The organism is Streptomyces vilmorinianum, assembly GCF_005517195.1.
Lineage (GTDB): Bacteria > Actinomycetota > Actinomycetes > Streptomycetales > Streptomycetaceae > Streptomyces > Streptomyces vilmorinianum.
Genome location: NZ_CP040244.1, coordinates 981,453 through 1,007,500, shown reverse-complemented (window position 1 = coordinate 1,007,500; position 26,048 = coordinate 981,453). Strand labels below are relative to the sequence as shown.

At 72.2% G+C, this 26,048-nt stretch carries 21 protein-coding genes and 1 rRNA gene (1 of these 22 only partly in view); 6 read left to right on the top strand and 16 right to left on the bottom strand.

Annotation, left to right across the window (positions count from 1 at the left end; all coding sequences use genetic code 11):
• Together FDM97_RS04840 and FDM97_RS04835 are read right to left on the bottom strand one after the other, a co-directional pair.
• A 16S ribosomal RNA gene (locus FDM97_RS04840) occupies window positions 1-175 on the bottom strand; it reaches 1,351 nt to the left of the window's first position.
• A gap of 598 nt (window positions 176-773) precedes the next feature.
• A complete protein-coding gene (locus FDM97_RS04835) occupies window positions 774-1,781 on the bottom strand; it encodes a stage II sporulation protein M (protein WP_137989023.1) in 1,008 nt (335 codons plus the stop codon).
• A gap of 119 nt (window positions 1,782-1,900) precedes the next feature.
• Between FDM97_RS04835 and FDM97_RS04830 the strand changes: the two genes are divergently transcribed.
• A complete protein-coding gene (locus tag FDM97_RS04830; protein WP_175439037.1) occupies window positions 1,901-2,824 on the top strand; it encodes an RDD family protein in 924 nt (307 codons plus the stop codon).
• Here the strand turns inward: FDM97_RS04830 and FDM97_RS04825 are convergent.
• The 8 genes from FDM97_RS04825 to FDM97_RS04790 form a co-directional block, all read right to left on the bottom strand.
• On the bottom strand, window positions 2,821-3,435 hold the full coding sequence (locus FDM97_RS04825; protein ID WP_137989022.1) for a hypothetical protein: 615 nt from the start codon (window positions 3,433-3,435) through the stop codon (window positions 2,821-2,823). The two genes, FDM97_RS04830 and FDM97_RS04825, sit on opposite strands and share 4 nt — an antisense overlap.
• A gap of 154 nt (window positions 3,436-3,589) precedes the next feature.
• Complete coding sequence (gene ahcY, locus FDM97_RS04820) at window positions 3,590-5,047, bottom strand: adenosylhomocysteinase (RefSeq protein ID WP_137989021.1); 1,458 nt, start codon at window positions 5,045-5,047, stop codon at window positions 3,590-3,592.
• A 292-nt stretch (window positions 5,048-5,339) separates the two neighbouring features.
• Window positions 5,340-6,305 carry a cation diffusion facilitator family transporter gene (locus FDM97_RS04815; protein ID WP_137989020.1) on the bottom strand — a complete coding sequence of 322 codons (966 nt, stop codon included), beginning with the start codon at window positions 6,303-6,305 and terminating at the stop codon, window positions 5,340-5,342.
• Between the two features lie 66 nt (window positions 6,306-6,371).
• On the bottom strand, window positions 6,372-7,523 hold the full coding sequence (gene manA / locus FDM97_RS04810) for a mannose-6-phosphate isomerase, class I (protein WP_137989019.1): 1,152 nt from the start codon (window positions 7,521-7,523) through the stop codon (window positions 6,372-6,374).
• 144 nt (window positions 7,524-7,667) lie between these two features.
• Window positions 7,668-8,837: an SIS domain-containing protein gene (locus tag FDM97_RS04805; protein ID WP_137989018.1), complete on the bottom strand. Its 1,170-nt coding sequence runs from the start codon at window positions 8,835-8,837 to the stop codon at window positions 7,668-7,670.
• A gap of 174 nt (window positions 8,838-9,011) precedes the next feature.
• A complete protein-coding gene (locus FDM97_RS04800; RefSeq protein ID WP_137989017.1) occupies window positions 9,012-9,194 on the bottom strand; it encodes a Trm112 family protein in 183 nt (60 codons plus the stop codon).
• A 128-nt stretch (window positions 9,195-9,322) separates the two neighbouring features.
• The gene (locus tag FDM97_RS04795) at window positions 9,323-10,690 is read right to left on the bottom strand and encodes a phosphomannomutase/phosphoglucomutase (RefSeq protein ID WP_137989016.1); all 1,368 of its coding nucleotides are present in this window, start codon (window positions 10,688-10,690) and stop codon (window positions 9,323-9,325) included.
• A 255-nt stretch (window positions 10,691-10,945) separates the two neighbouring features.
• Window positions 10,946-11,377, bottom strand: a complete 432-nt coding sequence (locus tag FDM97_RS04790; RefSeq protein WP_137989015.1) for a DUF3499 domain-containing protein — start codon at window positions 11,375-11,377, stop codon at window positions 10,946-10,948.
• A gap of 290 nt (window positions 11,378-11,667) precedes the next feature.
• Here FDM97_RS04790 and FDM97_RS04785 point away from each other — a divergent pair, with 290 nt between their 5' ends.
• Complete coding sequence (locus FDM97_RS04785) at window positions 11,668-12,147, top strand: metallopeptidase family protein (protein WP_137994659.1); 480 nt, start codon at window positions 11,668-11,670, stop codon at window positions 12,145-12,147.
• 27 nt (window positions 12,148-12,174) lie between these two features.
• Here FDM97_RS04785 and FDM97_RS04780 read toward each other — a convergent pair whose 3' ends face one another.
• From FDM97_RS04780 to FDM97_RS04770, 3 genes are all read right to left on the bottom strand, one after another.
• Window positions 12,175-13,701 (bottom strand): DUF5719 family protein, encoded by a 1,527-nt coding sequence (locus FDM97_RS04780; RefSeq protein ID WP_137989014.1) that lies wholly within the window; start codon window positions 13,699-13,701, stop codon window positions 12,175-12,177.
• Window positions 13,698-17,372, bottom strand: coding sequence for a glycosyltransferase family 2 protein (locus FDM97_RS04775; protein WP_137989013.1), 3,675 nt, complete (start codon window positions 17,370-17,372; stop codon window positions 13,698-13,700). The genes FDM97_RS04780 and FDM97_RS04775 overlap by 4 nt, the downstream gene beginning before the upstream one ends.
• A gap of 204 nt (window positions 17,373-17,576) precedes the next feature.
• Window positions 17,577-17,840 (bottom strand): WhiB family transcriptional regulator, encoded by a 264-nt coding sequence (locus FDM97_RS04770; RefSeq protein WP_015033978.1) that lies wholly within the window; start codon window positions 17,838-17,840, stop codon window positions 17,577-17,579.
• 628 nt (window positions 17,841-18,468) lie between these two features.
• Here FDM97_RS04770 and FDM97_RS04760 point away from each other — a divergent pair.
• The 3 genes from FDM97_RS04760 to FDM97_RS04750 are packed head-to-tail and all read left to right on the top strand — an operon-like array spanning window position 18,469 to window position 21,303.
• Window positions 18,469-18,978: a cysteine dioxygenase gene (locus FDM97_RS04760; protein WP_137989012.1), complete on the top strand. Its 510-nt coding sequence runs from the start codon at window positions 18,469-18,471 to the stop codon at window positions 18,976-18,978.
• A gap of 13 nt (window positions 18,979-18,991) precedes the next feature.
• The gene (gene cofD, locus FDM97_RS04755; RefSeq protein ID WP_137989011.1) at window positions 18,992-19,948 is read left to right on the top strand and encodes a 2-phospho-L-lactate transferase; all 957 of its coding nucleotides are present in this window, start codon (window positions 18,992-18,994) and stop codon (window positions 19,946-19,948) included.
• On the top strand, window positions 19,945-21,303 hold the full coding sequence (locus tag FDM97_RS04750) for a coenzyme F420-0:L-glutamate ligase (RefSeq protein ID WP_137989010.1): 1,359 nt from the start codon (window positions 19,945-19,947) through the stop codon (window positions 21,301-21,303). The genes cofD and FDM97_RS04750 overlap by 4 nt, the downstream gene beginning before the upstream one ends.
• Window positions 21,304-21,319: 16 nt before the next feature.
• Here the strand turns inward: FDM97_RS04750 and FDM97_RS04745 are convergent, their stop codons facing one another.
• The 3 genes from FDM97_RS04745 to FDM97_RS04735 all read right to left on the bottom strand — a co-directional run bounded on the left by FDM97_RS04745 (window position 21,320) and on the right by FDM97_RS04735 (window position 25,062).
• Window positions 21,320-22,327 carry a DNA-3-methyladenine glycosylase family protein gene (locus FDM97_RS04745; protein WP_137989009.1) on the bottom strand — a complete coding sequence of 336 codons (1,008 nt, stop codon included), beginning with the start codon at window positions 22,325-22,327 and terminating at the stop codon, window positions 21,320-21,322.
• A gap of 168 nt (window positions 22,328-22,495) precedes the next feature.
• Complete coding sequence (gene manB, locus FDM97_RS04740; RefSeq protein ID WP_137989008.1) at window positions 22,496-23,578, bottom strand: mannose-1-phosphate guanylyltransferase; 1,083 nt, start codon at window positions 23,576-23,578, stop codon at window positions 22,496-22,498.
• A 104-nt stretch (window positions 23,579-23,682) separates the two neighbouring features.
• Window positions 23,683-25,062 carry a peptidoglycan recognition protein family protein gene (locus tag FDM97_RS04735; RefSeq protein WP_137989007.1) on the bottom strand — a complete coding sequence of 460 codons (1,380 nt, stop codon included), beginning with the start codon at window positions 25,060-25,062 and terminating at the stop codon, window positions 23,683-23,685.
• Between the two features lie 137 nt (window positions 25,063-25,199).
• Here FDM97_RS04735 and FDM97_RS04730 point away from each other — a divergent pair, with 137 nt between their 5' ends.
• Complete coding sequence (locus tag FDM97_RS04730; RefSeq protein ID WP_137989006.1) at window positions 25,200-25,952, top strand: TIGR03089 family protein; 753 nt, start codon at window positions 25,200-25,202, stop codon at window positions 25,950-25,952.
• Window positions 25,953-26,048: the final 96 nt, after the last annotated feature.

Below are 26,048 nucleotides of genomic sequence, written 5' to 3'. Positions count from 1 at the left end.
TGTTATCCGGTATTAGACCCCGTTTCCAGGGCTTGTCCCAGAGTGAAGGGCAGATTGCCCACGTGTTACTCACCCGTTCGCCACTAATCCACCCCGAAGGGCTTCATCGTTCGACTTGCATGTGTTAAGCACGCCGCCAGCGTTCGTCCTGAGCCAGGATCAAACTCTCCGTGAATGTTTACCGGTTATCCGGTGCACACCACGAGAGCGGAACGACCAGTCGGAATAGGACCAGTCGTTCACAGCGTCCTCGCTGTGTTGTTGCCTACCCGCCGCATGGGCCGGTAGGACTTTCAAAGGAACCTCGCCATCCGAAGATGGACGGGGTATCAACTAATCTGGCGTTGATTTTTGGCACGCTGTTGAGTTCTCAAGGAACGGACGCTTCCTTCGTACTCACCCTCTCGGGCTTTCCTCCGGGCTTTTCCCTTCGGTCTTTCGTGTTTCCAGCTTAGCAGATCCGTTTTCCGTTTCCGCCACCCGCTGGAGCGGGCTGCCGGGCCGTTCTTCGCTTTCGCGTTTCCCTTTCCGGCGATTCCGACTTTATCAGATTCATTTCGGCCGACCTAATCGGTGGCTTCGTGATTCGAATAAGGAATCGGAGTGGCTCCGTGGAAATCAACTTCCCGACCGGAGCGAGAGAGACTCTAGCTGCTGGCCTTCGAACTTGTCCAGTCCGAGGCAACCAGTTGAATCTACCTCCCCACGTCGACCGTGTCAACGGTTTTTGTGGGCGAAGAGGAGACTAGCAGGTCAGCGGGGTGGTCCGCACATCAGGCAGCGGTCGGCTGGGCGGCGCTGCGGTCGGTCTCCTCGACGTCGCCCGTGTCACCCGCTCGGGCGGCGCGGCCGCCCAGGATGTAGACGTAGGCGAGAAATGCCAGTTCAGCTGCGACGCCGATGGTGATGCGGGCCCAGGTCGGGAGGCCCGACGGCGTGACGAAGCCTTCGATGAGGCCCGAGAGGAAGAGGACCAGGGCCAGGCCGATCGCCATTCCCACGGCCGCGCGGCCCTGCTGGGCAAGGGCGGCTCGGCGGGTCATGGGGCCGGGGTCGATGAGGGTCCAGCCGAGGCGGAGGCCGGTGCCGGCGGCGACGAAGACCGCTGTCAGTTCGAGCAGGCCGTGCGGGAGGATCAGGCCCAGAAAGACGTCGAGGCGGCCCGCGGAGGACATGAGGCCGATGCCGACGCCCAGGTTCAGCATGTTGAGGAAGAGGATCCAGAGCACCGGGACGCAGAGGAACGCGCCCAGGACCAGGCACATGGCGGCGGCCTGGGCGTTGTTCGTCCAGACCTGGGCGGCGAAGGAAGCCGCCGGGTGGCTCGAGTAGTACGTCTCGTACTGGCCGCCCGGGCGGGTCATCTCGCGCAGTTCGGCGGGGGCGCCGATCGCGGACTGGACCTCCGGGTGCGTGCCGATCCACCAGCCGATGATCACCGCGAGGAGTGTGGAGAGGACGGCTGTCGGGACCCACCAGTGGCGGGAGCGGTAGACGGCCGCGGGGAAGCCGGCCGTCAGGAAGGCGGCCGCGTCGCGCCAGGAGGAGCGTCGGGTGCCGGTGACCGTGGCGCGGGCGCGGGCGACGAGCTGGGTGAGGCGGGCCGTGAGCATGGGGTCCGGAGCGCTGGACTGGATCAGCGAGAGGTGGGTGGCCGCCCGCTGATAGAGGGCGACGAGTTCGTCGGCCTCGGCGCCGGTGAGCTTGCCGCCTCGGCGCAGGAGGTGGTCGAGGCGGTCCCACTCGGCTCGGTGGGCGGTGACGTAGACGTCGAGGTCCATGATCGGCTGCTGCTCCAGGCACTGGGTGCGTACGGGTCCGTACTACTGCGGCGCGCTGCGGGTCAGCTTGGCAGACTGTCGTACTGAGGGGTCGGGAAGGCCGGAGAAGGGTGGGCGCCGTGAGCGGGGTTGTGACGGGGGACGCGGTCGTACTGGGGTTGCAGCCGGCGCGGCTGCCGAGCCGGGCGCTGGCGCTGTTTCTCGATCTTCTCGTGGTGTGGGCGGCCTACCTGCTGATCTCGATCGGGCTCGTGGTGGCCACGGCTTCACTGGACGAGGCCGCTCAGATGGCGATATCGATCGCCTCCTTCCTGCTGATACTGGTGGGGGCGCCGATCGCGGTGGAGACGCTGTCGCACGGGCGGTCGCTGGGGAAGATGGCCTGCGGGCTGCGGGTGGTGCGGGACGACGGGGGACCGATCCGGTTCCGGCACGCGCTGGTCCGCGGGGCGATGGGGGTCGTGGAGATCCTGATGACGTTCGGGGTCGTCGCCTGTATCGCCTCGCTGGTGTCCGAGCGTGGGCGGCGGATCGGGGACGTGTTCGCGGGGACTCTGGTCGTACGGGAGCGGGTGCCGGCGGCTCGGACCGCGGCCGTGCCTCCTCCCCCGCCGTGGCTCGTGGGACGGTTCGCGGAGCTGGATCTGTCGGCCGTGCCGGACGGGCTGTGGCTGGAGATACGGCAGTACCTGACGCGGATGCGGCAGCTGGACCCGGGCGTGGGGAGGCGGCTCGCGGAGCGGCTGGCCGATGAGCTGGTGGCGCGGACGGGGACGCCCCCGCCCCCGGGGGTGCCCGCGGCGGCGTATCTGGCGGGGGTGGTCGGCGAGCGGCAGGCGCGGGAGGCGCGTCGGGCTTTCGCCGCCTCGGCCGGGCATGGTGGGGGCGAAAGCGGTCCCGGGTTCGTGGCTCCCGCCGTTCAGACCGTGCCGCCCGTCCAGCCCGTGCAGCCGGTGCGGACCGTGCAGCAGGCGCAGCCCGAGCGGGTGGCCGGGCAAGGGGAGTCGCGCGGCGCGCGGACCGGGTTCGCTCCTCCCGCCTAGGGGAAGACGGACGGCGGGGTCTCGAGGGCTTCGAGTTCGATGCCGGGGGCCGAGAGGACCACGTCGCCGGCGATGTGGATCGTGTGCTGCTCCCCCGTGTCCAGTGCGTTGACCTGGTACTCGTCCACGATCAGACGGCCGTTGTCAGTGGGGTGCGCTTCACTGTTCACCAGGGCCCAGGACTGGTCGATCGTGAGGGGGGCGAGGACGGGATCCGTGAAGGCGACGAGCCGGATGCGGGTCGCGGGGGAACCGGGGGTGAGACGCAGCAGTCGCGTGATGGCGACGAGGAACGCCGGTGAGGTGCCGGTGAAGGCATGGGCGCGCACATTGCCTTCCGTGGCATGGGTGCCGGTGGGGTCCGTACGGACCCAGGTGACGCCGTCGAGTGCGGCGCCGCGGACCTGCCAGCTCGCGGCGTGGAGTTCGAGACGGATGGGGCGGCCGAGTTCGTCGATGGCCAGGTCGACGGAGCCGGCGTGCTCGCCGGAGGGGGTGGTGATCTGTGAGACGTAGCGCCAGCCGGAGGGGCCGGGCGCGCAGTTGAAGTGCTCTTCACCGAGGGGGGTGTGATCGTGCGGATCATGGAGCGAATAGCGGCCGCGGGGCATGGGTCCTCGGGGTGCTCTTTGGGGCGGTAGGTCCGCGTGCGGGCCTGACGGACGAGGCAGGCCCCCGACACGGGGGTGCGGGGGCCTGCCTTATTCCTCTACGGGTCGCGGGGACGGGCGTGCGTCAGTGCACGGGCGCCGTCCGGTCTCGCGATCAGTAGCGGTAGTGGTCCGGCTTGTACGGACCCTCGACGTCGACGCCGATGTACGCCGCCTGCTCGGGACGCAGGGTCGTGAGCTTCACACCCAGCGCGTCGAGGTGGAGACGGGCCACCTTCTCGTCCAGGTGCTTGGGCAGCACGTACACATCGGTCGGGTACTGCTCCGGCTTCGTGAACAGCTCGATCTGGGCCAGAGTCTGGTCCGCGAACGAGTTCGACATCACGAAGGACGGATGCCCCGTCGCATTGCCCAGGTTCAGCAGCCGGCCCTCCGACAGCACGATGACCACCTTGCCGTCGGCGAAGGTCCAGGTGTGCACCTGCGGCTTCACCTCGTCCTTCACGACCCCCGGGATCCGCGCCAGGCCCGCCATGTCGATCTCGTTGTCGAAGTGACCGATGTTCCCCACGATCGCCTGGTGCTTCATCCTGGCGATGTCCGACGCCATGATGATGTCCTTGTTCCCGGTCGTCGTGATGAAGATGTCGGCCGTCTCCACGACATCGTCCAGCGTCGCGACCTGGTAGCCGTCCATCGCCGCCTGCAGCGCACAGATCGGGTCGATCTCGGTGACGATCACACGCGCGCCCTGGCCACGCAGCGACTCCGCACAGCCCTTGCCGACATCGCCGTACCCGAACACGACCGCCGTCTTCCCACCGATCAGGACGTCCGTGGCACGGTTGATGCCGTCGATCAACGAGTGACGGCAGCCGTACTTGTTGTCGAACTTCGACTTCGTCACGGCGTCGTTCACATTGATCGCCGGGAAGAGGAGGGAGCCGGCCTGCTGCATCTCGTAAAGGCGGTGGACACCGGTGGTGGTCTCCTCCGTCACGCCGCGGATCTCGGACGCGAGCTGGGTCCACTTCTGCGGGTTCTCGCCGAGGGTGCGGTTGAGGAGGCGGAGGATGTGGCCGTACTCCTCGCTGTCCGCGGTGGACGGGTCCGGGGCGGAGCCGGCCTTCTCGAACTCGACGCCCTTGTGGACCAGGAGCGTGGCGTCACCGCCGTCGTCCAGGATCATGTTCGGGCCGCCGGTGGGCGTGTTCGGCCAGGTCAGCGCCTGCTCCGTGCACCACCAGTACTCCTCCAGGGTCTCGCCCTTCCAAGCGAAGACCGGGACGCCCTGCGGGTTCTCGGGGGTGCCGTTCGGGCCGACGGCGATGGCCGCGGCGGCGTGGTCCTGGGTGGAGAAGATGTTGCAGGAGGCCCAGCGGACCTCGGCGCCGAGGGCGACGAGCGTCTCGATGAGGACGGCGGTCTGCACGGTCATGTGCAGCGAGCCGGTGATCCGGGCGCCGGCGAGCGGCTGCTGGTCGGCGTACTCGCGGCGGATCGACATCAGGCCGGGCATCTCGTGCTCGGCGAGGGTGATCTCCTTGCGGCCGAAGACGGCCAGGGAGAGGTCGGCGACCTTGAAGTCCTGCTGGTGGGCGGCAGTCGTCATGACTGAGCTGCTCCTCGTGGATCGGGTTCGAGGGTCGGTTGGGCGCCTGACACCGCGACCTGGGGTAGCGCGGGCACACGAATGCCCGGGTACTCCCGCGGTGCAGTCGTCGGAGGCCCTCTCTCCCTCGGCCGGTCCGTGGGACCGCCCGACCGCCATCAGCAGCGACGTCTGGCTGGTCACGAATCTACACCGATCAGTGCGGCGAAGGACACGATGCCGGGGCAACGCACAGGGGCCCGGGGTCGTCGTGACCCCGGGCCCCTGATCGCCCACGTTGCTGTGAAGCGTGTCAGTGGCTCGCGCCGCCCGGGGACTTGGCCGGGTCGACGCCCGCCGCGGCCGCCGTCTCGCTGTAGATGTCCGGCTCCAGGTAGATGACCCGGGCGATCGGGACGGCGGCGCGGATGCGGTCCTCGGCCGCGTTGATGGCGCTCGCGACCTTGGCGGCCGTGTCCTCGTGGGGGACGGCGACCTTGGCGGCGACGAGGAGCTCCTCCGGGCCGAGGTGGAGCGTACGCATGTGGATGAGGCGGGTGACGGTCTCGCCGTCGACCATCGCCTCCTCGATCTTCTTCACCTCGTCGATGCCCGCGGACTCGCCGAGGAGCAGCGACTTCGTCTCGGCGGCGAGGACGATCGCGATGAGGACGAGCAGGACACCGATGCAGACGGTGCCGATGCCGTCCCAGACGCCGTTGCCGGTGAGGAGCGCGATGCCGACACCGCCGAGGGCGAGGACCAGGCCGACGAGGGCGCCGAGGTCCTCCAGGAGGACGACCGGGAGCTCCGGGGCCTTGGCGTGGCGGACGAACTCCTTCCAGGACTTCGTTCCGCGGATCTCGTTCGACTCCTTGATGGCCGTACGGAACGAGAACGTCTCGGCGATGATCGCGAAGACGAGGACGCCCACCGGCCAGTACCAGGCCTCGATCTCGTGGGGGTCCTTGATCTTCTCGTAGCCCTCGAAGATGGCGAACATGCCACCGACGGAGAAGAGCACGATGGAGACGAGGAAGGCGTAGATGTACCGCTCGCGGCCGTAGCCGAAGGGGTGCTGCGGGGTCGCCTCGCGCTGGGCCTTCTTGCCGCCGAGGAGCAGCAGTCCCTGGTTGCCGGAGTCGGCGAGCGAGTGGACGCTCTCGGCCAGCATCGAGGACGAACCGCTGAAGAGGAACGCCACGAACTTGGCTACCGCGATCGCGAGGTTCGCGGCGAGTGCCGCCACGATCGCCTTGGTTCCGCCTGACGCGCTCATGGGTGTACGTGTTCCCTTCGTCGGTGCTCCGGCACGGTTGCCGCCATTCGGCCGGTCATTGTTGCATCAGGCCACGACGGTCGCGCGAAAGACCGTGCCCTCACCGGACAGTTCGGTCGTTTCGCCCGCGGGTACGAACACCGACTCGCCGGGCGCGAGGGTCGTTTCGCCCGCCTTCGGGCGGCCCGCGACGGCGAGCAGGATCTGCGGGGTGGTCGCGGTGACGTCGGTGGGGGCCGCGCCCTGGGCCCGTACGAAGCGGGAGAGTCGGAACTCGTCGATGGGGGTGTCGTAGACCTCCTCGCCCGACGGGGACGCCTCGGGGCGCAGGACGGCCGGCTCGGTCGGCTCGAAGCGGACGATCCGCAGCAGCTCGGGGACGTCGACGTGCTTGGGCGTCAGTCCGCAGCGCAGCACGTTGTCGGAGTTGGCCATGATCTCGACGCCGAGGCCGTCGATGTAGGCGTGCGGGACACCCGCGCCGAGGAAGAGGGCTTCGCCCGGCTGGAGTTGGACGGGGTTGAGCAGCATGGCGGCGATGACGCCGGGGTCGCTGGGGTAGTGGTGGGCGAGGCCGGCGTAGACGGCGTGGGCGCCGCTCAGGCGGGCGGCGGCGGCCGCGGCCTCGGCGACGGTGTGCGCCATCTCCTCGCGGTCGGCGGACAGCAGGGCCGTCAGGACCTCGCGCAGCGCGGCCTCTTCGGGGTGGGCGTGCAGCAGGTCGACGTACGGCTTGAGGGAGTCGACGCCGAGCGCGGCGATGACGTCGGCGGCCTCGACGGGGTCGCGGAAGCCACAGAGCCCGTTGAACGGCGTGAGGGCGCAGATCAGTTCGGGCTTGTGGTTGGCGTCCTTGTAGTTGCGGTGGCCCGCGTCGATCGGGACTCCGGCCGCCTCCTCGGCGGCGAATCCGGCCTTCGCCTGGGCGAGGTCCGGGTGGACCTGGAGGGAGAGCGGGGCGCCGGCGGCGAGCAGTTTGAGGAGGAAGGGCAGGTGCGGGCCGAACTTCTCGACGGCCGCCGCGCCCAGTTCGCGTACGGGATCGGCGTCGACGACCTCGTTGAGCGGTCCGCGCTCCGTGCGGGAGGGGGCGCCGGGGTGGGCGCCCATCCACATCTCGGCCTGGGGCTCACCCGTGGGGGTGGTGCCGAGCAGTTCCGGGATGGCCGTCGTGGAGCCCCAGGCGTAGGGGCGGACGGTGTTGACGAGGCGGTCCATGGAGCCTTCCAGCTTTCCTGTGCGGAGACGGGGTTGGGGGCGTCGTGGGACGTGGCGGCGTCATGACGTGCGTGGCGCGGGGGTGGGGCTGGGGTTGAGGCTGGGGCTGGGGCTGGGGGTGAGGCTGGGGCTGGGGCTGGGGCGTCAGGGGGACGCCGGGGGTGGGGCGATCCCGGTCGAGGCCAGGGAGAGGTAGACGGCGGCGAAGTCGGTGACGGCGAGGAGCTCGGCCAGGGTCTCCAGGAGCTCGTTGCCCTCCTCCGGCTCCACCTCGCTGATGGCCGTGCCGTGGCTGAGGGCCAGTTCGCGGGCGGCGGGGGCGGCGGTCAGGGTGCCGACGTCGACGGGACGGTCGCGCAGCAGCACGACCCGGGCGCGCAGGGCCTGCTGCTCCTCCACCCGGTCGCGGAAGAAGTCGTCGGGGTCGGCGCCGGCCGCGTAGTCGCCGGCGAGGAGGACGCCGTGGGCGGGCAGGGCCTCGGGCAGTTCGGCGGCGAGCGCGGGCAGTCCGGCCAGCTCGGCCAGTACGGCGGCGAACCGGCGGCCGGCCGGGCCTGCGGCTTCGCCCTCGGTCCAGATCAGCGGCAGCGAGTCGGCGAGTTCGGCGGCGAGCGTCTTGGCCGGGTTGCTGTACGTGGCGATGGCCGGGCCGCAGCGTTCGGCCGTACGGTCCAGGCGGTCGGCGACCTTCTCCAGGGTCTCGGACGGCGCTTCGAGGAGGCCGACCCGGTCGAGGAGCACGAGGAGCGGGGTGAACAGGGCCCACAGGTCGCCGGGGCTGGCGGCGAGGGACTCGGCGTACTCCTCGGGGCTCTCGTGCGGCGCGGTCGCCATGGGCACGAGCAGTCCGCGGGGGCCGCTGACGGTCTCGGCGAGCGGGGAGGCCTTGGGGGCGATGGCGACGACCGTGAGGCCGCGGCGGTAGGCCTGCTCCGCGAGGAGGGCGAGACCGGGCTCGGAGCCGTCGGTGGTGAGGATCAGGAGCAGATCCACGGAGCCGGCCCAGCCGGGGAGGGCCCAGCGCAGGGCGCCCGCCGCTGGGGCGACGCCGGTGGGCTGGAGGCGGATGACGGGGGCGGAGGCGCCGGCCAGGGCGCCGACCAGGTCGGCGACGCCGAAGGCGGCGGTGCCGGGGCCGGCGACGAGGACGGTGCGGGGGCGGCCCTCGGGGCTGAGCTCCGAGATTCCGGCTTCGGCGGCGTGGCGTGCCGCGGTCCGTACCCGTGCGCCTGCCTCTGCGGCGCCCCGGAGGAGGCCGCGGCGGTCGGCGAGGGCGAGGGCGTCCGGTGCGTCGAGGAGGGTCTCGTCGAGCATGTGGCGGTGCCTCCGGGGTGGGGAGGGGGTGCGGTACGTGCGGCGTTGGGGCTCGGTGAGCGCCCGGCCTTCGGCCGGGCTTGTTGTTCCCACCCGCACCACCTGTGCAGATGAGAGCACAGAGGTGCGGGTCTACCTGTGGGTGCTGCTCGCCGTCGGCGGCTGCGGGCCGCTTCAGTTCGGGCGGCGGGCCTCGTCGACCAGGAGGACCGGGATGCCGTCGCGGACCGGGTAGGCGAGGCCGCAGTCGGCGCTCGTGCAGATCAGTTCGGGGGTCTCGGCCGCGGTGCGGTCGTTCAGCGGCGCGTGGCAGGCCGGGCAGGCCAGGATCTCCAGGAGGCCGGCTTCGAGCGGCATGAGGTGTCCCTTCGAACAAACGATGATGATGCTGCCCTTTGGGCCAGGTCAGCCTACCGCCGGGGGACGGGGCGCGCGGCTCGGCGCCCGCCCCGTTCCCCCGGCGAGGGACATTGGCCGGGCCGCGGTCAGTCCGTCGCGCGGACCAGGGCCAGGGCCTCGTCGCGGATCTTGGCCATGGTGGCCTCCTCGCGGGCCTCCACGTTCAGGCGCAGCAGCGGCTCGGTGTTGGAGGGGCGCAGGTTGAACCACCAGTCGTCCGCCGCCACCGTCAGGCCGTCCAGCTCGTCGAGGGTGACGCCGTCCTGACCGGCGTAGGCCGCCTTGACGGCCGCCATACGGCCGGCCTGGTCGGCGACCGTGGAGTTGATCTCGCCGGAGGCGGCGTAGCGGTCGTACACCGAGACCAGCTCCGACAGCGTGCCGTCCTGGCCGCCGAGGGCGGCGAGGACGTGGAGCGCGGCGAGCATGCCCGTATCGGCGTTCCAGAAGTCCTTGAAGTAGTAGTGCGCCGAGTGCTCGCCGCCGAAGATCGCGCCCGTCTTCGCCATCTCCTCCTTGATGAAGGAGTGACCGACGCGGGTGCGGACCGGCGTGCCGCCGTTCTCGCGCACGACCTCGGGGACGGACCAGGAGGTGATCAGGTTGTGGATGATCGTGCCGCCGGGGGTCTTCGCGAGCTCGCGCGCGGCGACGAGCGCCGTGATCGCGGACGGGGAGACGGCCTCGCCGCGCTCGTCGACGACGAAGCAGCGGTCGGCGTCTCCGTCGAAGGCGAGGCCGAGGTCGGCGCCCTCGGCGCGGACGCGGGCCTGGAGGTCGACGATGTTCTTCGGGTCGAGGGGGTTGGCCTCGTGGTTCGGGAAGGTGCCGTCGAGCTCGAAGTACATCGGTACGAGGTCCAGGGGGAGGCCCTCGAAGACGGTGGGGACGGTGTGGCCGCCCATGCCGTTGCCCGCGTCCACGACGACCTTCAGGGGGCGGATCGCGGTGAGGTCGACCAGCGCCTTCAGGTGCGCGGCGTAGTCGTCGAGGGTGTCCTGCTCGGTGATCGTGCCGGGGGTCGCGGCCGCCTCGGGCGCGCCCTGCTCCGACCACCGCTCGGCCAGCGCGCGAATCTCGGAGAGGCCGGTGTCCTGGCCGACGGGGGCGGCGCCCGCGCGGCACATCTTGATGCCGTTGTACTGGGCGGGGTTGTGCGAGGCGGTGAACATCGCGCCGGGCAGGTTCAGCCGGCCGGAGGCGAAGTACAGCTGGTCCGTCGAGCAGAGCCCGATCAGGGTGACGTCTGCGCCGAGGCGGGCCGCGCCACGGGAGAAGGCGGCCGACAGGCCTGGGGACGAGGGCCGCATGTCGTGACCGACGACGATCGCCTGTGCGCCTGTCACCTGGACGAACGCCGCACCGAACAGCTCGGCGAGCGTCTCGTCCCACTGGTCCGGCACCACCCCGCGGACGTCGTACGCCTTGACGATCTGAGACAGATCAGCAGCCACGGAACAACCCTCCTGAATACGCAATCCTGGGCACGCGTGTGCGGCGCGTGTACGGAGGCCCAACCTACCCGGGGCCCCTCGACGCGGGGCAGAGCGCCTTGGTCCGTGAGACGGCCCGGAAGCCCGTGAGACGGCCCGGAAAGGCTCAGGAGTCGGGGGTCACGAGCCGAGGAGGCTCAGGAGTCGGGGAGACTCAGGAGCCGAGGGATCAGGAGCCGAGGGATCAGGAGCCGAGGGACCAGGAGTCGCGGAGGCTCAGGAGTCCGGGGAGCGCAGGACGCGCAGATGTCCGCGGCGTCCGACCTCCATCGGATCGCCTCCGCGGCCGCCGCCGCCCTTGCCGCCGGCCTCGGCCGCGCGCTCCTGGGGGCGTGCCGCCTCCCGTACCGCGTTGGCGAGGGCTTCGAGGTCGTCGCCGCTGGGGCGGGACGGGGCCGAGGGATCGGAGAGCCGCACGACCTCCCAGCCGCGCGGGGCGGTGAGGCGCTCGCTGTGTTCGGCACACAGGTCGTAGCAGTGGGGCTCGGCGTAGGTGGCGAGCGGGCCGAGGACCGCAGTCGAGTCGGCATAGACGTACGTCAGTGTCGCGACGGCAGGGCGGCCGCACGCGGTGCGCGAACAGCGACGTACAGGGCTCACGACGTTGGACGGTACCGCACTCTTGAGCGGGCCGCGACGACTCTCCACCAGGTCACTCCACCGTGTCGCGGTGTGACGTCGGCCACGTGCCCCTTCCCGACGCCTGTCCTGACCTGCGCGGAAGGAGGGGACGGGCGGTGGGGACAGCCGCCGATCCGGACAACGTCCGGATCGAATCCGGTCAACCACGGCCAGATGGCCGATCGCGGGAGCCTATGGAATCGAGCCCGCGCTTGGCCGGAATGTTCAACTATCGACAGACCGGGGGCGGGCGACACCGTGGTGGCACGTGTGCGCCACGGTCGGCGGGCACCGAGGAGAGTTACGCTGCGTCAGTGATGGACAGTCCTGTGCCGCCGAGCCCCTCGTCCCGACCGGCCGAGCCCCACGGGGCGGAGTCCCGTCCGACTCCGGTGGAGCCTCGGACGCGCCGCCGCGACCGCCACGGCCGGGGTATGCGCGGGCCGGTGGCCCCGCCGCAGGTGCCCTTGTCCGCGAGCCGGGCGGATACGTTCCGGGATCTCGTCCTGGACTCGGTGGAGCGCCTGGAGCGCCGCTGGCCGCAGCTGGCGGACGTCGAGTTCATGGTGCTCGACGTGCCGCCGTCGGTGCCGGGCGAGTCGGTGCCGCTGGGCGGGGCCGCGCCCGCGGCGAAGGACGGGCCGGCGAGGGTCGTCGTCTACCGGCGGCCCGTCGAGATCCGCTCGAAGAGCCGCGACGAACGGGCGCTGCTCGTCCACGAGGTCGTGGTGGAGCAGGTGGCGGAGCTGCTGGGCCTCTCCCCCGAGTCGGTCGATCCCCGGTACGGACAGGACTGACCTCCGTACGAACAGGGGGCCCGGCGCTCAGTCGTCCAGGACCGAGAGGTCCTGCCTCGCCGCCGGGACCTCGACCGTGCCCCGGTCGTCGGCCAGGGTCTGGACCGTGAACATGGGGATGCCGTCCCGCGGGAGAGCCAGCGTGCGGGCCGCGTGGACGGGGCCGCCCGAGACCGGCTCGACCGTGAGGGCGTAGGAGCCCTTCAGTCCGCCCGGGACCAGCTGGGTCACCTCCATGGTCGTCCCCGCCTTGACCGTGACGGTCTTGGAGACCGGCGTGCCACCGCCGGTACCGGCCGAGGCGGTGACCTTGACCTCGGCCGCCGCGCCCGGGGCGGTCAGCGAGAGGATCGTGCCGGCCGCGCGGTTGTCGGCGACGGTGGCGCGGGCCGTGATCGCCGCGGTCGCCGGGATGAAGGCGACCTCCTGCTGCTCCCCCTTGCCGCGCACCACGCGCAGGGCGGCGACGAACGGGGCGGACTTCTTGGGGTCCGACGGGGTGAGCAGCAGGGAACCCGCCTCGCCCCGGGTGAGGTCCGGCAGGTCGACGGCCGCGGTCATGCCCGACTTCACGTGCAGGGACTGCGCGCTCGCCGGGACGATCGTGCCGGACTCGCCGACCAGCTGGATCTTCAGCTCGGCGTCGTTCTCGCCCGGTGCGTACGCCACGAGGCGCACCGAGGTCGCGTCGGCAGGGATGCCGGGCAGCACGGCGGTGCCGGCCGGGTCGGCGGAGGCGGGGAGCCAGTCGCTGCCGATCTTGTCGTCGGCGGCGCCGATGACGGCGCCGACGCGCCCGCTGCGGGTCGTCACATGGGCGGTCACGTCGGCCGTCGGGGCCTCGCCGGTGAGCGTGGAGAGCAGGACCGGGACGCTGGAGTGGGCCGGGACGGGGATGCCCTCGGTCAGCTGCGACGGGAGCTCGCCCTCGGGGCCGTAGAGCTCGATGTCGGCGACGGCGGCGGTGTCGTCCGGGTTGGTGAGGTGGACGTAGTCCTGGCGCTCCTTGGCCGTGGAGGCGGCCGGGAACCAGAAGTCCGTGTCGGGCGCGGTGCAGGTGACGCCGAGCAGGCCGCGCGCGCCGCCCGCCGGGACGACGCTGGTCTGCTGGACCGTCCAGCCGGGGGCGAGGGCGCCGGTCGCCGAGCCGGTCAGGGCCGGGGCGGCGCCGCCGTTGGCCTCGGCGGAGACGGGCTTGCCGGGCTGGGTGACGGTGGCCGGGGCCTTGGCGGCCGCGGGCTTCTTGGCTGGCGTACCGCCGGGGGTGGCGGCGAGCGGGGCGGGCTTGAGCTCGGCCTTGGCGGCGGCGGGGGTGGCGGTACCGGAGTCGGTGGCCGCGCTCTTCCCGCCCGGTGTGTACGAGGTGTAGGCCGTCTCGGCCACCTCGGAGGTGCTCGGCGCCGGGCACAGCAGGCTGGAGCGCTCCACCGGCAGCTTCACGGGGGCCTTGGCGCCGGCGGACACGGAGCCGTCCGGCGCGGTCAGGGCGGCGAAGCCGGTCACGGCGGCAAGGGCGGTGGCGACCGCGATCAGGGAGAGGGTGGTGCGCTTCACTGGTTGCTGCTCCCGTCGGGACGCTGCTCGGTCTCGTAGCCGTACGTGTACGGGTCGTACTGCTGCGGGTCGTACTGCGGCTGCTGCCCGTCGTGCCCGTCGTACTGCGGCTGTTCGTAGGCCGGCTGGTCGTAGCCCTGCTGCTGGTACGGGTCGTACTGCTGCGGGTCGTATTGCGGCTGCTGCCCGTCGTACTGCTGCTGGTACGGGTCGGCCTGGTACTCGGGGTAGTAGCCCTGCTGGGCGTACTGCTCCTGCGTGTACTGCTCCTGCGCGTGCTGCTGTTGCTGCGCGTACGCCGGGTCGTACTGGCCGTCCCAGTCCGCCGCCGCGTACGGCTGCTCCTCGGGGACCGGCACCGGCTGCGGCTGCTCGTCGTCCACGGCGTCGACGACATCGACGGCGGCAGCGGCCTCCGCCTCCGCGGCGGCGCGCAGGCGGCGTGCCCGGCGGCCGTCGCCCTCCATCGCCTGGGCGGGGATGGCGATCTCCTCCTCGGGCAGGTCGTCGTCGATCTCGCGGCGCCGCCCGGGCAGGGCGAGGACGAGCAGGACGACGGCGAGGCCGACCTGGGTCCAGATCCACACGGTGTGGGTGAGCGGCTCGTCGTACGTGAGGTCGAGGCGGCCGCCCTCGGCGGGGAGCTCGAAGCCCTGGGCCCAGCCGTCGACGGTGGTCTTCTTCAGTTCCTTGCCGTCGAGGGTGGCCGTCCACCCTTCGTCGGCTCGGTCGGCGATGCGCAGGACGCGGCCGGCGGGGCCGGACGGGATCTTCGTGTGCGCCTCGACGGGGCCGGCGGCGACGAGGACCGGCTCGACCGCCGCGTCGGCGGTCTTCGCCGCCGGGACGATGGTGACCCGGGCGACCGCGCGCTCGCGGTCCACGCTCCAGAGCGCGCTGCCGTCGAGCTGGCTGAGGCGGCTGAGGCCCGGGGTGGCGTCGAGGACGCGGCTCATCTGGCGCGGTGCCCCGTCGCGTACGAGGACGTAGCGGATCGCGAAGCCGCTGAGTTCCTGGGTCTGGTCGGCGCCCGAGCCGGCCACCAGGTGCGCGACGACCTTGTCGAGACGCGGGTCGCTGTCGGCCGCCGCGGTCAGTTCGGCGTCGCCGAGGCGGCCGCCGGAGCCGCGGACCAGGGTGTAGGCGACCTCGCCGGGCGAGGTGCCGCCGAGAACGAGGGTGCGGGGCTGGTCGGGGTTGCCGCTCTCCTCGGCGACGAATGCCGGGACCTGGACCGGGTCGCGCCGGGTCAGCGGTCCGTCGGCGCCGCCGATCATCCAGCCGGCGGCGGCCACGACCGGGCCGAGGGCGGCGGCGAGCGCGATGAGCGCGGCGACGGGCTGGCGCCAGCCGAAGCCGTGGGCGGCGACGCGGGTGCGTCCGCCCTCGGCGCCGATCATGCCGGCGGCGAGCAGGGCCGCGCCGTAGACGAGGGTGGCGGGTCCGGCCCAGCCGGTGCCGCCAGCGCCGTTGGACATCACGGCGAACAGGAGCCCGGCGAGGGCGGCGGCCCAGGCGACGCGGACGGCGAACTGCCGCTCCTCGCGCACCAGCGCGGCCAGGGCGGCGAGCACGATGCCGATGAGGAGGAGGCCGCCGGTGGTCCCGGGGCCGCCGGGGCTGATCCCGAGCAGGTCGAGGGCGGAGGCCGTGCCCGTACGGATGTCGAGCCCGGCCTCGCGCAGGAAGGCGGAGGGGCTGGTCAGCAGGGAGAGCGACCAGGGGGCGAGGACGAGGATCGGGGTGCCGACGGTGGCGATGAAGCGCAGTCCGTACGCCGTGATGTCGTCGCGGCGCAGGACGAGCACGGCGATGCCGAGGACGACGGCGAGCGGCCAGACGATCGGGGTGAACGCCGTCGCGAAGGTGAGCAGGAAGGTGTACGCCCAGGTGGCGCGCCAGCTGCCACGGGCCTGTTCCTGGGCGGTGAAGCCGTGGGCGGCGACGGCCGCGCGGGCGATGAGCGGGAGCAGGATCGCGAGGACGGCGGTGCCGAGGCGGCCAGCGGCGAGCGCTCCGGTGGCGGCGGGCAGGAACGCGTAGGCGATGGCGCCCCAGGCGCGCAGGAGCCGGGACTCGACGATCGGGCGGGCGGCGAAGTAGGCGGTGAAGCCGGCCAGCGGGACCGAGCAGACGAGCAGCACGGTGAGCGCGAAGGAGGTGGAGCCGAGGAAGAGCGCGGAGAGTCCGGCCAGGACGGCGAGGTAGGGCGGTGCGGTCTGGGTGCCGCCGGTGCCGAGGGCGTGCCAGGTGTCCGCGTACCGTCCCCACAGCTCCGAGACGGAGTCGGGGGCGGGCAGCAGGGCGCCGCCGGCGAGCGATCCGCCGCCGAAGAGGCCGCGGCAGGCCACGACGGAGATGACCAGGAGCAGGGCGAAGAGGATCGGTCCGGGCTTGCGGGCGATCTTCTTCAGCCGGGCGAACTGCTCGATCTCCAGGAAGTCGGCGTCGTCGCCGCCGGGGCCGGATTCGACGACTCCGTGGCGCGAGCCGCCGGAATCGGCGTCGGAGCCGCCGAAGTTCGCGACGACCTGCTCGGCGGTGGCGCGGATGGTGGCGCCGGGCGGCGGGAACAGCGGGCGCAGTTCGCTCGCGGCGACGGCGGCGTTCCTGCGGCGCTTGCGCGCGGCGAGGATCTTCTCGGGGCGCAGCAGGGTGGCGAAGAGGCCCATGACCTCGTCGACGGCCTGGCCGGGGACCTTGCCGACGAGGTAGGCGAGGGTGCGCAGCAGGGTGCCGAGGGTCAGCCGGACCAGTACGTACGGGAGGGTCGCGGCGCGGCTGTTGGCGAGCAGCGTGTAGACCGCGCCGGCCTTGTCGACGCGGTGCGGGTTGGCCACGGAGCGGCCGGCGCAGTCGACGGTGCGGCGTTCGCGGGCGGAGGCCTCGGCGTGGCGCAGGACGGCGTCGGGGGCGACGAGGACGCGGTGGCCGGCGGAGTGGGCGCGCCAGCACAGGTCGACGTCGTCGCGCATCAGGGGCAGGCGGCGGTCGAAGCCGCCGAGCTCCTCGAAGACGTCGCGGCGGATCAGCATGCCGGCGGAGGACACGGAGAGGACGGAGCGGACCTGGTCGTGCTGGCCCTGGTCCTGTTCGCGGCGGTCGAGGCCGGTCCAGCGGCGGCCACTGCGGGCGATGGAGACGCCCGCTTCGAGCAGTTGCCTGCGGTCGTACCAGCCGCGGAGCTTGGGGCCGACGACGGCGGCGTACGCGTCCGAGTCGGCGACGCGCAGGAGCTCGGCGAGGGCGTCGGGTTCGGGTGCGCAGTCGTCGTGGAGCAGCCAGAGCCACTGCACGGGCTCGCCGTGCGGGAGTTCGGGCAGGTCGTAGGCGTCGTCGCGCCAGGTCCTGCTGACCGGGTCCCAGCCGCTGGGCCGCTTCAGATAGGTGAGCTCCTCGGGTCCGAGCACGGGGGCGGTGCGGGCGGCCTCCTCGACGGCGGCGCCGAAGCCCGTGCGGCGGGCGAGGTGGAGCACCCGGTCGGCGCCGATCGCTTCGGCGAGCAGCTGTGCGGAGTCGTCGGCGCTGCCGGTGTCGGCGGCGATCACGTTCTGCACAGGGCGTTCCTGGGCGAGCAGCCCGGCGAGGGCGTCCGGCAGCCACCGGGCGCCGTCGTGGGCGACGAGCACGGCGGTGACGACGTGTCGCGGAAACTCAGGAGTTGAGGACATCGAGGTACGGGCCCTCCGGCCGGGGGTCGCCCGCGGGGGGCGTGGGTACGTCTCGGACGGGGCCCCACACTAACGGCTGTCAAGAAAATGGTCCGCCGCCTGTGGACAGAGCACAGGCGGCGGACCGTTCGTGGTGCGTGGGTGTGAGCGGATGTGCGCGGTGTCCGCGCGGGTGTGCGCGCGGTTCGGGCGGGAGGGCGCCGGTCAGACCGCGGCCTTCTTCAGGCGGCGGCGTTCGCGCTCCGACAGACCGCCCCAGATGCCGAATCGTTCGTCGTTCTGCAGGGCGTACTCAAGGCATTCGGAACGGACCTCACAGGCGAGACAGACCTTCTTGGCCTCGCGGGTCGAGCCGCCCTTCTCGGGGAAGAAGGACTCGGGATCGGTCTGGGCGCACAGCGCGCGCTCCTGCCAGCCGAGTTCCTCGTCCGCGTCCTCGACCAGCAGTTCCTGGAACAACTCGGTCATGTGCGCCCCTCGTCTGTCTTCGCGTCCCCGTGATGTTGCCGTTACCGATATCGGCCGAACGACACGAGTGAAATTACAAGTTCGTGCTCTGTGCGAGTCAAGCCGGAATCTGCTATTGGGCCCGGTATTCACTCTGCGGAACCAAGGCTATGCGGAAAGTGTTCAAATCACCAAAAACCTGACACATGCCACTGGCCTGGCCACACCGCACCCCCCTCACGGAGGGAGACGTCCCAGACATGGATCTTGTTGCGATCCAGCCACGGAAGCGATCCGGATCACAGTCCGATCACGGGACCTCAGTCGCGTTTACGGGCACGGATGTTGCGCCATGTCTCCTGCTCGACAGCTGCACAAACCTTTCTCCGGGCGCTGTAACCGGATGAGGTGAAACATTACCGCCATATCGGGCATTGGGTTGACAGTCGGGTGGCTCGCCCGTCACCGTTGATTCCATGCCAGCGACCTCAGCGCCCTCCGCGACCCACATCCGTGGGTACCGCCGCGCTGTCCAGGCCCGCTGTTGCTGTTGCTGTTCCAGCTGTTGATGCCCCAGAGCTCCAGCGCCTTCTTTCCCCTTGCGACATCCCTGCACTGCTTCTGTTTCTGCTGAGGAACCACCGCACCCATGAACAGCGACAGCGACCTTCAGATCGCCGGCGACATCCTCGAGGTCCAGCACCTCCTGCAGCCCGCCCGTGAGCACCCCGCCACCGTGGCCGAGTTCGCCGGCCTCGCCCGCTCCATCGCCGCCGACCGCGCGCAGTGGGCCCCGTACGTCGAGTACGACGCCACCACCCGCTGGTACCACCGGCTGCGCACCGGCCCCGGCTACGAGGTCTGGCTGCTGTCCTGGGTGCCCGGCCAGGGCAGCGGGCCGCACGACCACGGCCCCTCCTCCGGCGTACTGACCGTCCTCGAAGGCGAACTGACGGAGCGTACGAACCGGGGCGCACGGACGCTCGCGGGAGGCGCGCAGCGCGTGTTCGCGCCGGGGTACGTCCACGAGGTCGTCAACGACTCCCTCGAACCGGCGGTCAGCCTGCACGTGTACTACCCGGGCCTGACCGAGATGCCGATGCACGAGTCCCTGCGGGCACAGTGCGCCCCGATCGCCCCCGGTGTCGTACTCGCCTGACAGACTGATCCACATGCGCATTGTGGTTCTGGCCGGTGGCATCGGTGGTGCCCGCTTCCTTCGCGGCCTCAAGCAGGCCGCGCCGGACGCGGAGATCACGGTCGTCGGCAACACCGGTGACGACATCCATCTCTTCGGGCTGAAGGTCTGCCCGGACCTCGACACGGTGATGTACACCCTCGGCGGTGGCATCAACGAGGAGCAGGGCTGGGGCCGTGAGGACGAGTCCTTCACGGTGAAGGAGGAGCTCGCGGCGTACGGCGTGGGGCCGGAGTGGTTCGGCCTCGGCGACCGCGACTTCGCGACCCACATCGTCCGTACGCAGATGCTCGGCGCGGGCTACCCCCTGAGCGCGGTCACCGAGGCGCTGTGCGCCCGTTGGCAGCCGGGCGTGCGGCTCATCCCGATGTCCGACGACCGCGTCGAGACGCATGTCGCCATCGAGGTGGACGGCGAGTCCAGGGCGGTGCACTTCCAGGAGTACTGGGTGAGACTGCGGGCGTCCGTGGACGCGCAGGCCGTCGTGGCGGTCGGCGCGGAGGCCGCGAAGCCCGCGCCCGGCGTCCTGGAGGCCATCGCGGCGGCGGATGTCATCCTCTTCCCGCCGTCGAACCCGGTCGTGTCGGTCGGCACGATCCTGGCGGTGCCGGGCATCCGCGAGGCGATCGCGAACGCGGACGTGCCGGTGGTCGGCCTCTCCCCCATCGTCGGCGACGCGCCCGTGCGGGGCATGGCCGACAAGGTCCTCGCGGCGGTGGGCGTGGAGTCCACGGCCGCGGCGGTGGCCCGGCACTACGGCTCGGGTCTGCTCGACGGCTGGCTGGTCGACACGGTCGACGCGGGCACGGTCGCGGAGGTCGAGACGGCGGGGATCCGCTGCCGCGCGGTGCCGCTGATGATGACGGACCTGGACGCGACGGCCGCGATGGCGCGCGAGGCGCTGGCGCTGGCGGAGGAGGTCCGGGGATGAGGGGTCCCGCGGAGGCCGGAGCGGCCTCGGGGGCGGCTCCGGCGGGGGGCGCCGCGGCGCCGTCCGGCTACCGGGTGTGGGCGCTCGCCGGGCTGCCGGAGGTGAAGCCCGGGGACGATCTCGCCAAGCTGATCGCCTCCGTGTCGCCGGAGCTGGAGGACGGGGACGTCCTGCTCGTCACCTCCAAGATCGTGAGCAAGGCGGAGGGGCGGGTGATCGCCGCCGACGACCGTGAGGAGGCGATCGACGCCGAGACGGTACGGGTGGTGGCGCGGCGCGGCACCCTGCGGATCGTCGAGAACCGGCAGGGTCTGGTCATGGCCGCCGCCGGGGTCGACGCCTCCAACACCCCCGCCGGGACGGTTCTGTTGCTCCCCTTCGACCCGGACGTCTCGGCCCGGGCGATACGGGAGGGGCTGCGGGACGTGCTCGGCGTCGACGTCGGTGTCGTCGTCACGGACACCTTCGGGCGCCCCTGGCGCAGCGGGCTGACCGATGTGGCCATCGGCGCGTCCGGCGTGCGCGTGCTGGACGACCTGCGCGGCGGCACGGACGCGTACGGCAATCCGCTCAGCGCGACCGTCGTCGCCACCGCCGACGAACTCGCCGCGGCGGGCGACCTGGTGAAGGGCAAGGCGCACGGCCTGCCCGTCGCGGTCGTCCGCGGGCTGCCGCATGTGGTGGACGGCTCCGCCGAGGAGGGCGCCCGGGCGCTGGTCCGCGGCGCGGCCGACGACATGTTCCGGCTCGGCACCTCGGAGGCGGTACGGGAGGCGGTGACCCTGCGGCGTACCGTCCGGGAGTTCACCGACGCGCCCGTGGACCCGGGCGCGGTACGGCGTGCCGTCGCCGCGGCCGTCACGGCCCCCGCCCCGCACCACACGACGCCGTGGCGGTTCGTGCTGCTCGAGTCGCCGGAGTCGCGGCTGCGGCTCCTCGACGCCATGCGGGACGCGTGGATCGCGGACCTGCGGCGGGACGGCAAGTCGGAGGAGTCGATCGCGAAGCGCGTGCGGCGCGGGGATGTGCTGCGCAACGCGCCCTACCTGGTGGTGCCGTGCCTCGTGATGGACGGCTCGCACCACTACGGCGACGCGCGCCGGGACGCCGCCGAGCGCGAGATGTTCGTGGTCGCGGCCGGGGCCGGCGTGCAGAACTTCCTGGTGGCGCTGGCGGGCGAGCGGCTCGGCTCGGCGTGGGTGTCCTCGACGATGTTCTGCCGTGATGTCGTACGGGACGTCCTGGAGCTGCCGGAGAACTGGGACCCGATGGGCGCGGTGGCGGTGGGACACGCGGCGGCGCCGCCGAAGGAGCGGCCGGCGCGGCAGGCGGGGCACTTCATCGAAGTGCGGTGAGCCGGGGGCCTGGCCGCTAGAGCGCCGCGATGTCGCCCGGTGTCATGCGGGGCGCGCGGCGGGGTGGGGTCCGGCCGCTGAGGAGGATGAGGCGGGCCGCGCGGTGGCGCTGGCCCGCGTACGGGGACAGCAGGTCGAGCATGGCCGCGTCGTCGGTGGTGCGGTCGCCCGCGAGGGCGTAACCGACGATGCCGGGGAGGTGGTAGTCGCCGACGGTGACGGCGTCGGGGGCGCCGTTGCTGCGCTGGATCGTCTCCGCCGAGGTCCAGGGGCCGATGCCGGGGATCAACTCCAGGCGCTGCTGGGCCTGTTCCGGTTCCATGGCCGCGGCCTCCTCCATGCGGCGGGCGACCTTGGCCGCGCGCAGGATCGTGGCGGCTCGCTTGTTGTCGACGCCGGCCCGGTGCCACTCCCAGGAGGGGATGAGCGACCACGTACGCGCGTCGGGCATCACGTGGAGGCGGTGGCCGTCGGGGCCGGGGGCGGGCTCGCCGTACTTCCGTACGAGCAGACGCCACGCGCGGTACGCCTCGTCCGTCGTGACCTTCTGCTCCAGGATCGAGGGGATCAGCGACTCCATGACGAGGCCGGTCCGGGTGAGGCGGAGGCCGGGGCGTCGGCGGTGGGTCACGGCGAGGAGGCGGTGGCGCGGGGTGAAGGCGTCCGGGTCGTCCTCGGCGCCGAGGAGCTGGGGCAGCCGGTCCAGGAGCCAGTCCGCGCCGGGCCCCCAGGCCTCGGCCTCGGCGACGCCGTGGCGGAGGGCGACCCTGAGCGTGCCGGGGCCCGCGGGGGTGCGGGTGGCGCGCCAGACGGAGCCGTCGGGGGTCGTACGGAACGTGGGGTCGGCGGGGCCGCGGCGCAGGGGGCCGAGGGTGAGGCCGAGGTCGGTCGGGGCGGCGGGGGTCCAGCGGCGGGTGACGCCGGAGGCGGTGCGGGGCTCGGGCCGCGCGGCGGGTACGGGGACGTGGCCGCCGCGCACGGTGGTGCGGGTCACGGGGGTGCGGGGAGCGAAGCGGCCGGCCATGGGTACGAGCGTAACGGGGTGCGCCCGGCCTCCGGCCGGGCTTGTGGTTCCCACCCGCACCACCCGTGCAGCTGAGAGCACAGCTGAGAGCACAGAGGTGCGGGTCTTCCCGTGGGTGGCGACGCGCCGTCGGCGACTGCCGCCCCCGGTCGAGGGGGGCGGGCAGAGCTACTGGTCCGACGAGAAGCGGACCGCGCCCGCTGGGAGGTGGGTGTCGCACCAGATCCTGATGCCGGCGCGGAGTTCGTTGTCCGGGCCCACGTGGGCGCCGTCGCCGATGACCGCGTCCGTCAGGACCGTGCGCGCGCCGATGTGGGCGCCCGCGCCGATGAGGGAGTCGGTGATGACCGCGCCCGGTTCGACCACCGCGCCCGCGTGGAGCGTCGAGCCCGTGATCCGGGCGCCCTCGCCGACCACGGCGCCCGCGCCGACGACCGTGCCGCCCGTGAGCTTGGCGTCCGGGGCGACACGGGCCGTCGGCAGGACCAGGCGGTCGCCGCAACGGCCCGGGACCGCCGGGGACGGGGCGCGGCCCAGGACCAGGTCGGCGGAGCCGCGGACGAAGGCCTGGGGCGTGCCGAGGTCGAGCCAGTACGTGGAGTCGACCAGGCCCTGCAGATGCGCGCCGGTCGCGAGGAGCTCGGGGAAGGTCTCCCGCTCGACCGAGACGGGGCGGCCCACAGGAATCGTGTCGATGACCGAGCGGCGGAAGACGTAGGCCCCCGCGTTGATCTGGTCGGTGACGATCTCCTCCGGGGTCTGCGGCTTCTCCAGGAAGGCCGTGACCCGGCCGGTCGGGTCCGTCGGGACCAGGCCGAAGGCCCGCGGGTCCTCGACCCGGGTGAGGTGGAGCGAGACGTCCGCCCCCGAGGAGGCGTGCGTGGCGACCAGGGCCTGGATGTCCAGGCCGGTCAGGATGTCGCCGTTGAAGACGAGCACCGGGTCGTCCGGGCCCGAGTGGAGGCGCGAGGCGACGTTCCGGATCGCGCCGCCCGTGCCGAGCGGCTCCTCCTCGGTGACGTACTCCAGGCTGAGCCCGAGCGACGAGCCGTCCCCGAAGTGCGGTTCGAAGACCTCGGCCAGGTACGAGGTGGCGAGCACCACGTGCTCGACACCCGCGGCCCTGGCCCGCGCCAGCTGGTGCGTCAGGAACGGAACACCCGCCGCCGGAACCATCGGCTTCGGCGTGTTCACCGTCAGGGGCCGCAGCCGTGTGCCCTTGCCACCGACCAGGAGGATCGCTTCTGTCACCTGTCGTCTCTGCTTCCTGTCCGGGGCCGGTCTCATCGCTCGTCATCGCTCGTCCGTGCGATGTGACCGGTCAGTTTATGCAGATGGTCAGGCCGGTCATGTCATCACCGCCGCCCCTGGTACTTCGCCGACGCCGTCCTGGTGGCGCCGAGCTTGCCGTAGAGGCGCGCTCCGGGGCATGCCGTGGCGAATCCGTCACGGTGCCCCGCGATGGTGTTGAACGTGACCTTCTTGCCCTTCTTGTACTTTCCGCCGGCCGAGGTCAGCGTCGTCTTCCCCTTCGGATTTCCCCCGTGCAGCCCCAGCTTCCATGCCGTCAGCCGCGCGATGGCGTTGGTCACCGCGGCGGGCGGGGTCGTCGAACCATAGGTGCCGAGGACCGCGATGCCCATGCTGTTGGTGTTGAAACCGAGCGTGTGCGCACCGAGCACCGGCTTGGCCACGCCCCCGGCGCGGCCTTCGTAGATGTTTCCGCATTTGTCGACGGCGAAGTTGTAGCCGAAGTCACGCCAGCCGCTGCTCTTGACGTGGTAGCGGTAGATACTGCGAAGGACGAAGGGGGCCTGGCGGCAGGTGTAGTTGTTGCCGGTGGCGCTGTGGTGGACGAAGGCCGCCTTGACCGCCTTGGTGTAGACGAAGCGCTTCTCCCGCAGCTTCTCGTCCGCCCCCCAGCCCTTGCGGGTGATGATCTTCGGGCGGGGTCCGATGTACGGCTTCGCGGCGGCACGCGCCGCCTCGACGACCGATGCCTGGTGTGCTGCCGTGCGCGAGGCCGTACGCGCCATGGGGTCGGCGGCCGGTTCCGGTTCCGGTTCCGGGCCCGGGTCGACGAGTTCGAGGCGGAGCCCGCCGGGAAGCGGGGCCTGGGCGGGGTGGTGGTCCTCGGCAGCGTGGTGGTCCTCGCCGAGCTGGTGGTCCTCGCCGAGTTGGTGGTCCTCGCCGACGCGGTGGTCCTCCGCCGGCCGCTGCTGCTGCGGCTGTACGCGGATCTCGACGCCGTCCGAGTCGCCGACCCACAGCGGCGCGGTGGACCCGCGGACCGCGTGCGAGGCGGCCTCCGGGGTGCCGGGGTCGGCGCCGTGCTCGTCGTTGTGGACCTCCACGTCCTGCCACTGCGACCAGGCCGTGCTCCCGGCGGCCCGGGTGCGGACCTGGACGCTGCCGTGCAGCGGGACCCGACCGTCGTCCCAGACGACGCCGACGAGCGAGAAGGGTCTGACGTCCCGTCGGGTCAGGCCCTGCGCCGCCGTGGCGGCGCCGACGGTCCGTCGCGCGGTCCCGAGCGGACCGAGCGGCAGGGACTGGGTGGACCCGGCGACGTCCGCCTCCGCGGATGGCAGCGCGGGCGGCACCGCGGATGGCAACGCTGGAGGCACGGCGGGCACACCCGGCTGAAGCGACGCCGCCGGGGTCGCGAGGGACAACGGCAGGGCGAGCGCCGCCGCGCAGGTCACGGCGATCGAGGAGGCAAGGTAGGCACGCATGAGGCGATCGTCCGTATCCCCGGCCCGTTCCGCTCGGCGGGATCCCGCACGGAAACTGACGGCCCGTCGGGCCGACCGGTGGACGGCGTCACCGGTACGGCGGGTCCCCCGCACCCCTCCCGCGTACCCTTGCCCGCGTGAACGCCAGCGACCGCACCCCCGCCGACCTGCTGCGATCCGCGCTCGCCGCGGACCCCGCGCGCCCCTTGGTCACCTTCTACGACGACGCCACCGGTGAGCGCGTCGAATTGTCCGTGGCCACCTTCGCCAATTGGGTGGCCAAGACCGCCAATCTCCTCCAGGGCGAGCTCTCCGCCTCCCCCGGCGACCGGCTCGCGCTGCTGCTGCCCGCGCACTGGCAGACAGCCGTGTGGCTGCTCGCCTGTTCTTCCGTCGGGGTGACCGCCGAGCTCGGCGGCGACCCCGCGCACGCCGACTACGTCGTCGCGGGCCCCGACACACTGGAGGCGGGGCTCGCCTGCTCCGGAGACCGGATCGCGCTCTCCCTCGCCCCGTTGGGCCGCCGCTTCCCGGCCCCGCCCGCCGGGTACGCGGACTACGCGGTCGAAGTGCCGAGCCAGGGCGACCGGTTCGCCCCGTTCGTCCCGGTCGATGCCGACTCCCCGGCCCTCCTGGTCGACGGTACGGAGCTGACGGGTGCCCAGCTCGTCGGGCGGGCCCGCGCGGACGCCGAGGCGCTCGGCCTCGCGCCGGGGGCGCGCCTGCTGTCCGGGCGTGCGTACGACACCTGGGACGGGGTCTCCGCCGGGCTGTACGCGCCGCTGGCGGCCGGGGCCTCCGTCGTCCTGTGCCGGAACCTGGACCAACTGGCTCCCGACGCGCTCGAGAAGCGGGTGGAGAGCGAGCGGGTCACCGTGACCGCCGTATGACACCCCGCTGAGGATCCACCCGTATGGCGCACCGACTCGCCGAGTCCCCGGGTCCGGGCGTCAACTCCGGTACATGATCGGCGGGTACGCACCCCT